At 69.3% G+C, this 10,460-nt stretch carries 8 protein-coding genes and 2 pseudogenes; 8 read left to right on the top strand and 2 right to left on the bottom strand.

The features are described from left to right. Nucleotides 1-232 precede the first annotated feature (232 nt). From ACZ5GH_RS02870 to ACZ5GH_RS02840, 7 genes and pseudogenes are all read left to right on the top strand, one after another. Nucleotides 233-820 carry a hypothetical protein gene (locus ACZ5GH_RS02870; protein ID WP_464333310.1) on the top strand — a complete coding sequence of 196 codons (588 nt, stop codon included), beginning with the start codon at nt 233-235 and terminating at the stop codon, nt 818-820. A gap of 10 nt (nt 821-830) precedes the next feature. Then, nucleotides 831-1,130, top strand: a complete 300-nt coding sequence (locus tag ACZ5GH_RS02865; RefSeq protein ID WP_464333309.1) for a hypothetical protein — start codon at nt 831-833, stop codon at nt 1,128-1,130. 177 nt (nt 1,131-1,307) lie between these two features. Beyond that, complete coding sequence (locus ACZ5GH_RS02860; RefSeq protein ID WP_464333308.1) at nt 1,308-1,901, top strand: IS5 family transposase; 594 nt, start codon at nt 1,308-1,310, stop codon at nt 1,899-1,901. Nucleotides 1,902-1,960: 59 nt separating this feature from the next. Next, the gene (locus ACZ5GH_RS02855; protein ID WP_464333307.1) at nt 1,961-3,847 is read left to right on the top strand and encodes a CHAT domain-containing protein; all 1,887 of its coding nucleotides are present in this window, start codon (nt 1,961-1,963) and stop codon (nt 3,845-3,847) included. Nucleotides 3,848-4,209: 362 nt separating this feature from the next. Continuing rightward, a pseudogene (locus tag ACZ5GH_RS02850) lies at nt 4,210-4,308 on the top strand (IS982 family transposase); the annotation flags it as partial. 80 nt (nt 4,309-4,388) lie between these two features. Beyond that, a pseudogene (locus ACZ5GH_RS02845) lies at nt 4,389-5,627 on the top strand (IS701 family transposase). 671 nt (nt 5,628-6,298) lie between these two features. Beyond that, a complete protein-coding gene (locus tag ACZ5GH_RS02840; protein ID WP_464333306.1) occupies nt 6,299-6,694 on the top strand; it encodes a YidB family protein in 396 nt (131 codons plus the stop codon). Nucleotides 6,695-6,905: 211 nt separating this feature from the next. On the opposite strand, the gene ACZ5GH_RS02835 is transcribed toward ACZ5GH_RS02840, so the two are convergent. Together ACZ5GH_RS02835 and ACZ5GH_RS02830 are read right to left on the bottom strand one after the other, a co-directional pair. Beyond that, nucleotides 6,906-8,426 carry a hypothetical protein gene (locus ACZ5GH_RS02835; RefSeq protein WP_464333305.1) on the bottom strand — a complete coding sequence of 507 codons (1,521 nt, stop codon included), beginning with the start codon at nt 8,424-8,426 and terminating at the stop codon, nt 6,906-6,908. Between the two features lie 149 nt (nt 8,427-8,575). Continuing rightward, entirely contained in the window at nt 8,576-8,794 is a 219-nt protein-coding gene (locus ACZ5GH_RS02830; protein ID WP_464333304.1) for a hypothetical protein, read from the bottom strand. Between the two features lie 285 nt (nt 8,795-9,079). Between ACZ5GH_RS02830 and ACZ5GH_RS02825 the strand changes: the two genes are divergently transcribed. Further along, the gene (locus ACZ5GH_RS02825) at nt 9,080-10,282 is read left to right on the top strand and encodes an IS110 family RNA-guided transposase (RefSeq protein ID WP_464333303.1); all 1,203 of its coding nucleotides are present in this window, start codon (nt 9,080-9,082) and stop codon (nt 10,280-10,282) included. The last annotated feature ends 178 nt before the right edge of the window (nt 10,283-10,460 follow it).

Below are 10,460 nucleotides of genomic sequence, written 5' to 3'. Positions count from 1 at the left end.
AGGTCAGGCGCTGGCTGGGTGCAATGTGGGGCAAGTCAGCCGCGCGGGCCCGGGGGAACTGCCAATCCGTTACTGTCCGAGGCTGCGGTACGCGAGCGGCTGGTCGCCGCAATATCGTGGCCGGGCGCCCGCGCGTCGACACCCCGCTGAGCTGCGACTATCGTGAAGGCAGAGGCCAAGGACGTACGAGTGCGCACCTCGGGGTGGAGCGGAGCGATCCCAGGAGGGCGTCATGAAGAGCCTGCACGCGCTGTGGTGCCTGCGCAGGATGAACGCCGCTCGGGAGTCCACGGAACCGGACGTGGCGGCGGGCAAAGCTGCTGCGGACAAGGCCGCCGAAGAGGCGGCCGAGCAGGAGCGGGTGAAGCTGGCCTACAAGGTGGCCATGGACCTGTTCGCCGCCCAGGATCGCACGGTCGGGAACCTTCGTACGAGGGCGACCGGGATCTTCGCGACCGCGGCCTTCGTAGTCACGTTCTCGTCATCCGTGCACCTGGTCGGGACGGGCGGCGCGGTCGAGTTCCCGCTCTGGGCGGCCATCTCCTTGCTGTGTGTCGTACTGGTACAGGGATTCTTCGTCATGATGGTGCTCTGGCCAAGGACCTTCACATTCGGTCACAGCGTGCTCGGTGTGCTGGACCCGCGGTCGGGCGGGGCGAACGACCCTCCCGTGGACCGGGAGCTGGTGCTGCAGCTGGTGGAGACTCTGAAGAAGAACAAGGCACAGATCAAAGAGCTGGCCGCGTACTACCGGTGTGCCGTCCTCTTGCTGCTGGCCGAGGTCTCCCTCGTCCTCGCGGCAGTGATCTCCCAACTGTGACTGTCCGTGATTGGAGCGGGAAATGCCACGTCCGAATGGGAATGGTGGCGAGCACGAATGGCCCACGGTCGTCTACCGGGGGGACGAGCACGGGCGACAGATTCTGCGCCTGGACCTACCCGAGGGTGTCGACGCCGCAGCGGTCGGCGAGATCCTGACCCGCCACGGCATCGGCTACTTGAAGGTCGCGGACCTTCCCGGTGAGAAACCGGCCGCGCAGGTGGAGCTGATCGGCGGCGGCGATGTGGCGGACCGGGCCGTGGTGGCGCTGCGGGCCGACCTCGGGGGCGGCGCGGCCGCCTCCGGCTGAGAAAGTGTTGGGTAATTGATCAACTGCGTGCCGTGACGCGCTGGCGGTGATCTTCGCGGTCGGGGTGTCCGCGAAGATCACCGCCATGTGTGTCTGCGCGTGCAAGCCGTCCTATGACTCGTCGTTGACGGATGCCCAGTGGGCGGTGATCGAGCCGTGTTGCGGGAGCGGGTCCGGGTGGCCGACGGACGGGATCCGCAGCCCTCGGCGGCGGTGCTGGATTCACAGTCGACGCGCAGCCACGAAGGCGGTCAGGCGATCGGCTACGACGCGGGCAAGCGCGTGCGGGGCCGCAAGCGGCACCTGCTGGTGGACACCTGCGGGCTTGTGCTGCGGGCGGTCGTGCACTCGGCCTCGGTGCAGGACCGGGCGGGCGCGAAGCTCGTCCTCGCCGGCATCAGGGACATGTTTCCGCAGGTCGGGCTGGTCTGGGTCGACGGCGGCTACGTCAACGTGGTCGATGCCGGCCTGGTCGGCTGGGCGGCCGAGCACGAAGGCCTGGAGATCGTCGCGGTGCCGCGCAACGTGGATGTGAAAGGCTTCCAGGTGCTGCCCCGCAGGTGGGTGGTCGAGCGGACATTCTCCTGGCTGGGACGGTGCAGACGGTTGGCACGGGACTACGAGCGCAAGACCGCGCACGCCGAAGCGATGATCAAAGTCGCCATAATCCGGCTCATGGCTGCCCGCCTCGCCGGCGAGGAGATCGAACCACGCGGTCCCATCGAGACCGAAGCAGCCCGCCGCCTCGCCGACGACCTCAAGAACGAGTGATCACCCGATTACCCAACACTTTCTGAGGCGAGGGCTCGAAGGAGCACGGAGGACGAGCGATGGAGCGCGACTCCCTGTCACTGGAGATCTCAGGCCACGAAGGCCGCTACTCGGTCCGGGCGCAGGCGGGAGACGTACCCGGCGCGTTGGTCGACGGCGTCCCGCTGGACGTCGTGGACCTCCGGAGGACGGCAGGCAACCTGCAGGTGCCGGTGCGGAGAGTGAGCCTCGCGGCGAGGTCGGGTCCAGGTGAGTTCTCCATGCAGGGCGAGACCGCACGGCAGATCGGCGACAAGCTGTTCGAGGCGGCCCTCCCCGGTGAGGTGCGGAGCCTGTACGCCAGCAGCCGGCGCGCCGCGGCGGAGCGGGGCCGCCCGTTGCGGATGCTACTTCACCTGGATGACCCGGAGCTGGCCGCGCTCCCGTGGGAGCTGATGCACAGTGAAGAGTTCGGCTACCTGTGCCTGGACCACGAGGTGGTGCGCCGGGTCGAGCCGTCCCAGAGTGTGGCGCCGCTCGCCGTCACCTCGCCCCTCCAGGTGCTCGCAGTGGCCTCCCAAGCGCCGGGGAAGCCCAGGCTGGACATCGATAGGGAACGCGGCCACCTGGAGCGCAGCATGGCGGCGCTTGAGCGGGGCGACCTCGCCCGCCTGCGCTGGGTGACCGCCGAGGACTGGGAGTCGATGCTGGAGGCGCTGACCGGTGAGCCCGGCGGCTGCCACGTCCTCCACTTCGTGGGTCACGGCCACTACGACGAGGCCAAGCAGGAAGGCGCGCTGCTCTTCGACGACGGCCGCGGCGGCGAGCAGCGGATCCACGCCAAGGCCCTGGGACAGGCGATCGGGTACGCGCGCCCGAGGCCGCAACTGGTGGTTCTGAACGGTTGCGAGACCGGCGCCGCGGGCGACCAGGACGTCTTCTCCAGTGTCGCGGGAGCGCTCCTGCGGTTTGTCCCGGCCGTGGTGGCCATGCAGTTCAAGGTCACCGACGAGGCGGCGATCGTCTTCGCCCGGTTCTTCTACCAGGCCCTGGTCGCGCTGCGCCGCCCGATCGACGTGGCAGTGCACCAAGGCCGCCTCGCCATGCTGCTGCAGAACGACGACAGCCTCGCCTGGGCCACGCCGGTGCTCTACGTCCGCGACGACCAGGACATTCGCCTGTTCGACATCGAGCTGTCCCAGCCGCACCAGGAGAAGGCCGCCGAGGGGCTGGAGATCGACGAGGCACGGTTGATCGCGGCCGGCGCGGCCCACGGTACGCAGGTCACGGGCACACCGACGCTGATCCAGGATTGGTCGGGGGCCAGCGGTGACTTCGAGTTCCTGTGCCCCGCTGAGGACGGCGGCCTGGTTCACCTGCGGCGAAGGAACAACATGGCTGGCCTTCCCTGGGACTCTCCGGCTCCCGTCCTGCTGGACCTCGGGGCGGTGGAGGCGGTGGGGATGGTGAGGAGCGATCTCGGGGAGGGGCGGGGGAGTCTTGAGGTGGTGGCGCGAGTGGGGGAGCGGCTGATGTTCCTGTGGAACGAGACGGGGGAGCCGGCGGACTGGCAGGTGTTGGCGGAGCCGATCGCGGGTGGCGTGCGCGGCAACCCGGTGCTGCTGCAGGACCGGTCGGGCGAGCCAGGGGACTTCGAGCTGGTCTGCCCGGCCGTCGGCGGAGGCATGCTGTTCCTGCGCCGTAGGAACAACATGCGCGGGAGGCCCTGGACCCTGCCGTACGCGATCGCCCGGGACCTGGACATCGTCGCCGTCAGCATGATCCAGAGCACGTTCGGCGGCCGGGACGGCCGGCCGGGCGGCAACCTCGAACTCATCGCGCGGGTGGACGACGTGCTGGAGTTCTTCTGGAAAGGGCCGCCGCCCGAATTCTGGAAGCACCTGACCTTCGACGACCGGCACCCCCTGGTCACCGCCCTGACACCGCACACCGGGGAGCCAGGCTGATCGACGGTGGTGGTCCGGGAGGTGCTGACTACCTACGCGATGTTTGAGGACGTCAAGGGCCGAGGACGTTGGCAGGTGGGCCGCCGAGGTGGCCGGTACGAGACCGCTTGAGCATGCAGTACCGAGGCACCAGTTCGGGGCCCTTCATCACATCCGCCGAAGGGCCCTCTCGCACTCGCGGCATTGCCGGTCCTCAAACTCTGCTGGGTACCACGGCTCGTAACCGGCCTGGTAGTGCGTGTGCACCAACGGGTCCGTGCGGATGCCACAGAGCGTCGTCGGCAGCGGGTCCTCCGGCATCTCAGGGTCGCTCGCGGCGGAGTGGACCGACCGGATGAAGACGGGGTCCGCTTCATCCGGGTCGAACTCCTCAAGAACCTCTGGCGATAGCATGCGCGATTTGGCACAACCGCACCACCGGCCGACCCGTCACCCGCTCACTGGTCGCCTACGACCACTGACCGACCTCGGAACTACTCGTCTAGTAGTACTTCGTTAGGTCGATTTGATCTTGGTTGCCGTGCGGTGCATGCTGCGGTCTGTGGATCTGGGTGAAGTGGAGAGGCTCCGCGAAGACCTCGGCGAGTTCGTCGCCGAGGTGTTCGCATCCCTGGTGCGCAAGGACCAGCGCCGACAGGGGGATTGCTATCTTCGCGGGCTGATGCTGGATGGGCGGCGCAAGTCGATCCAGCCCATGGCCGAGCGGCTGCCGGACGGGAACATGCAGGCTCTGCAGCAGTTCGTCAGCCAGTCGCCGTGGGACCACGCGCCGGTGCTGCGACAGATCGCCCGGAAGATGACCTCCGCCCTCGCACCGGAAGCATGGGTGATCGACGACACCTCGTTCCCGAAGGCCGGCGACCAGTCCGTGGCCACGGCGCGCCAGTACTGCGGCGCGCTGGGCAAGCGCTCGCTCTGCCAGGTCGGGGTGAGCGTCCACGCAGTCACCGACCAGGCTTCCAGCCCGTTGTCCTGGCGGCTGTTCGTGCCGCCGGACTGGGACGGCCGCGACGACGAGCGCCGGTGACGCACCGGCCTGCCGCCGGAGGTCGGGCACGTCGAGAAGTGGCGGCTGGCCATCGACATGCTGGACGAACTGATCGCCTGGGGGCTCGCCTCGCAGGTCGTGGTCGCCGACGCGGGCTACGGCCAGTCGGCGGCCTTCCGCCATGCCCTGCGCTCCAGGGGTCTGGACTACATCGTGGCGGTGCGCGGGGACGAGACCGCGCACCGCCACGACGCCGAGCCGGTGGCGCCCGCCTACGGCGGTGCCGGCCGCAGGACCCTGCCCCGCTACCGCACCGACCCCCTCGCCCTGCACGAACTCGCCGCCGAAGGCGGCCGCCGGGCGTTTCGGCAGGTCACCTGGCGCCAGGGCAGCCGCGGAGCGATGCGCTCACGGTTCCGGGTCCTGCAGATACGGCCCGCGGGGAAGATCCCCCGTACGCTCGCCGCAGCCGAGGCCGGAGGCGGCGCCGCATGGGACGGCGTCCTGCCGGCCGAGACCCTGCTGGCCGAATGGCCGCCCGACGCGAGCGCGCCCACCGAGTACTGGCTGACCACCCTGCCACCCGACACCGCGATCCGCCGCCTCGTGCGCCTGGCCAAGATCCGTTGGCGCATCGAGCACGACTACCGCGAGATGAAGCACGGTCTGGGCCTGGACCACTTCGAGGGCCGCACCTGGCGAGGCTGGCACCACCACGTCACCCTGGTCACCGCCGCCCACGCCTTCCTCACCCTGCGGCGCCTCGACCCAAAAGTCGAGGCGCCGGCCTGACCTTCTACCGAGTCCTCGACGCCATCCAGGACCTCATACGGGCCTGGACCGGCGAATGCCCCACCTGCCACCGCGAGTTACCCACCGCACGCCGACCAGGGCGCACCGGACCATGCCGAACCTAACGAAGTACTACTAGTCGCTCCGGATCGAACCGACGCTATCCGCAGCAAATTTGACAGCTGGTCGGATTTGCGAAACTGCACAGATCTGTACGCTGTTGATCGGACTGGCGCGTTGCACCGGGCCGATCAACATCTCCGGTATGCCACGCAGAAGCCGTGGAAGCCGTGCACCAGCCCCGTCGGCCGCCCATACACCGCGCACGGAACCGGACCGTCCCGGGTCCGGGCCGACACCCGGATCACCTTGCCCTCGTCCGCCACACCCTAGACGACCAAGGCCGACAGGCCAGGAAACACCACACTCATAAGCTCGTTGACATCACACACACCGACGTTTCTTCGGGCATTCCGAGTGCGCGGGTGGGGCTTTCGTAGCTCAGGAGCGGTCTGGGGCACTGTAGCGGATGCAACAGGTGTGGTGCACGGGGCTGCCCGGGTTGCTCGTACTCTGCCGGGATCACCCCACTGAGGACACGGCAGCAACGAGTAGCGAGAAGCTTTCCGAAAGTGATCCTCCTCGCCGTGGCCAGAGGGGATCATGTCGCTATGACCAACGAAGACGCTGCGAACGCGCAGCCAAGGTTCTTGACGATCACGGCGGAGAGCCTGGCCGATGCCGGCTTGGAGTCGCAGGTGGGGTCGTGGATCGGCGACGGTCCCAATGAGGCCATCAGCGCCGCGCAGATCGTTGCGGTTGTCGGTGAGGACCAGCTCGCCCAAGCCGCAGAAGATCTGGGAAGGGAGCCCGCCGGCCTTGCCGCTGACCTCGCCGCCCGACTTCCCGGGCTGGTCGAGGCTGCCGCGCCCAACGACCAGACCGCTTCCGACGGCGGAAGCGGGTTCCCCGGTTTCCAGGTCCGGATCGCGCCGACCAGCCAGCTGAGTCTGAACAACGAGGTGGCGATCGACGGCTCGGTGACTTTCACCGTCCACTACCTCTAGGAAACTTCCGGTGCGCGACCAGGACGCCCTGGGCGGGGGTGCCGCTCGCGTGTGCAGCAGTTCGACGGCGACGCCGGGATAGCGACGGGATATCGGCCGGCCGTACGTGGTACGGACCGGCCCTGTCCAGTACGCGCATGGGCAGACTGTCGCAGGATCGGCCCGGGAAGCACTTCCCTGGCCGATCCTGCTGGATGAGGTGTTGCGGGGGTCAGGGGTTGGTGACCTCGACGGCGTACAGGCCGCGCAGCCGGCCATCACCGGCGTCGGACTGGGAGGGGTAGAGGATCTGGACATCGACGGGCAGCGGGGTACCGGGCTCGATGGTGTGGGAGCCGCCGCCCGGGGAGCCCAGCACGACGGTTCCTTCCAGGCCGTCCTTGATGACCCGGTACCACTGGGTCTGCGCGGGGTTGACGCGGGTGCGCGCGGGGACGTCGAAGGCGATCTCCCAGGCCGTCACACGGTGTTCGTTGGCGGCCAGGGTGAGGTTGTAGCTGACGAGCCAGCCCCTGGCGTCCTCGGGCCAGGTCTGGTCCCACTGAGCGGCGGTCTTCTGGCCGACGGTGATCAGGGGCAGTTCGGCGGTGGTGGTGACCCGACCGGACTGCTGGGTCGCGGTGTTGGCACGGGTGACCGAGGTGATCCGGCTCGTGGCGGTGAAGTCGCCCTCGTAGTGGGGGTCGACGGTGCCCCTCAAGGTGATCACCGCCTTGCTGCCCCTGGGCAGGCTGAGTGGCTGGTGGAGCTCGCCCTCGGTGGCGGATCCCGGGCCGCACACCGCGCCGTTCTCCCCACGGCACGTCACCTCCACGTCGACCAACTGAACGGGCACGTCGCCGCGCACGACGGCGTCGGGGGCGTCGTTGGGCCCGTGGTTCTGGACGCCGACGGTGTAGGAGATCCGGTGGCCGGCCTTGGCGGTCAGCGGGCCGCTCATCTCCAGCGGCATGGCGACGGGCAGCGCGACAGTGAGGTTGCGGATGCGGTGGGCCGCGGTGGCGCCGCCGGTACCGGCAGAGAACCCGAGCTTGAATGTGGCGGGCATCTGGACCTGGCCCGGGCCGGCGGCCAGGTCCAGATCGTCGATCAGCACCGCGCCGTTGGGGTCCGAGGCGCTGGAGCGCCGCACCGTCACGCGCCCCCCGATGACGGTCACCTGCAGGTGCGCCCCCGCCTCCCAGCCGCCCCGGAACCCGCCCGGCACCTCGACGCCGGCGAGCCAGGCGAAGCCCGTGAGCAGGTCCCCGGAGCCGCGCACACCCGCAGTGCCGGGGCTGCGGCCGGGACCGCCGGGACCGCTGGAAGCGGCGGCGAAGTTCCCGAAGTTGTCGAAGCCGACGCCCACGTAACCGGCGCTGACGCCGGGAAGGTTGATCGAGCCGTCCTTGATGTAGGAGTAGCCCAGCGCCCCGCCACGGGCCCCCGGCTCCGTGGTGCGGTTCCCGTCGATCAGGTAGAGGCTGAACCCGTCCCCCAGACCCATGCCCCCGCCGCCCTCGCACGAGTAGTCGAAGTCGATGCTCACCCCGAGCGAGGAGGAGAACGGCTGGTCCAGGAAAGCCGTACCCGCCTGCGACGCACTGTTCGGCGTCAGCTCCAGCGCGCCCTCGTTCAGCCGCGCGCTCCCCAGCAGCCGCCAGAGCGGATTCGCCGGGGCCGTGCCGGTGAACGACTCGGTGATGGGGAACTGCACCTGCTGCTGCGCGGCGTCGGACGTTTGACCTGTCATGGAGGATTCCTCTTCGCTGGACCGGTACGTTCGCGGCCCGCTGTGGACGCGAACCGCGGGGGCCGTGACGGCCCCCGCGCTGACCATGCCCACACGCCCGAGGTCGTACGCATGGAAATCTACACAAAGCGACGAGGTGTCACCCTCTGTCATGTCGTTGATGCGCGGAGAGCGGATGCGTCAAGTGCCCGCACCGGGTCGCCTTGACGGCGACACGCGGTCGGCAGGTCCGTGAAGCCCTTCCACGCCGCCGCCCGGTCCATCTCCAGGATGTAACCGGCCTGCGCCTCGGCGGGTGGCAATTCCTCGTACCGCACGCCGCTGACTTGCTCGGCGGCGGTCAGTACGTTGTGCAGGTCGGTCAGCACCGCCTCAACGAGCCCGGCTGTTCTGGTTCACCGGTCACGCCGGCCCCGTCCGCCGTGTATCGCAGGGCTCATGCGGTTCTCCGTAAGGTGTTAGGCGGCCCAGGAGGGCCGGATGTGGCTGATGCGGTCTTGCCTCCAGTGGCTGCCCAGGAGTGGCCGTCCGGCTCTCCCGGGCACCCTGGCTGCTGATTGAGATGTGCGCGCCTTGTGCGGTCGCTGTTTACGGAGACGACAGCGGGGTGTTCCTCGGGCCAACGGGATGCGAGTGGGATCGAGGAGGGGCGAGTGAGCGAGCCACGTGTCCGTGTGTGGGCAGGTATTGACGCTGGCAAGGGTCACCACTGGGCGGCCGTGGTCGACGACACCGGCAGGACGCTGTGGTCGAAGAAGGTCGAAAACGACGAGACGGCGATCCTGACCGCGCTCGGCGAGATCCTCGCTCTGGCCGGCGAAGTGTACTGGGCGGTGGACATCTCCGGAACGTCCTCCGCGCTGCTGCTGGCCCTGCTGGCGGCCCACGGCCAGCAGGCCGTCTACGTACCCGGCCGGACCGTGAACCGCATGGCAGGCGCCTACCGGGGCGAGGCGAAGACCGACGCCCGTGACGCCTACGTCATCGCCGAGACCGCCCGTCACCGGCGTGACTTCACCACTATCAAGGTGCCCGCCCAGCTGGCGGCCGACCTCGCGCTGCTGACCGCCTACCGATCCGACCTGGTCGCCGACCGGGTGCGGATGATCAACCGACTTCGCGACGTGCTGACCGGCATCTTTCCCGCGCTGGAACGGGCCTTCGACTACTCCGCGCACAAGGGTGCTCTGGTGCTGCTGACCGGCTACCAGACCCCGGCCGCGCTCCGCCGCCGGGGCCGTGCCCGGTTGACGGCCTGGCTTGCCAACCGGAGCGTGCGCGGCGCCGACGCGGTGGCGGCCACTGCCCTGGATGCCGCCGATGCCCAGCACACCGTCCTGCCCGGGGAAGAGGTCGCCGCGGCGATCGTCGCGGACCTGGCCGCGCAGATCCTGGCCCTGGACGACCGGTTGAAGCGGATCGACAAGCAGATCCGCGACACCTTCCACGCCCACCCGCAGGCCGAGATCGTCGAGTCTCTGCCCGGCATCGGACCGATACTCGGCGCCGAACTCGTCGTGGCTGCCGGTGACCTGACGGCCTACGCAAACGCCGGCCACCTCGCCTCGGCTGCCGGGCTCGTGCCCGTCCCGCGCGACTCCGGCCGACGGACGGGCAACCTGCACCGGCCCAAGCGCTACAGTCGCCGCCTGCGACGGGTGTTCTACCTGTCCGCGCAGACCAGCATCATCAAGGACGGCCCGAACCGGGACTTCTACCTCAAAAAGCGCGGTGAGGGCTGCAAGCACGTTCAGGCCGTCATCGCCCTGGCCCGCCGACGGGTCAGCGTCCTGTGGGCCCTCCTGCGCGACAACCGCATCTTCACCCCCGACGCGCCGGCCGCGCAGACGGCTTGACTCAGTCATTGAGACTCCCGGGACGGACGTCGGGCCGTGGCCGACCGACGCGGGCATGCCGGGCATGGCGGTACGGCTGCGGTGCACCAGGGCGGCGGCATCGTCGATCCGTGCGCGCTCCTCGGCGGACGGGTCTCCCGTTCGGCCTCGGCCCGGGTGGTCAGGTGCCTGGAAGAGG

It is taken from the genome of Kitasatospora sp. Xyl93 (genome assembly GCF_055383135.1).
Note: the sequence above shows the minus strand (reverse complement) of the source record. Positions and strands in the feature narration are given on the sequence as shown.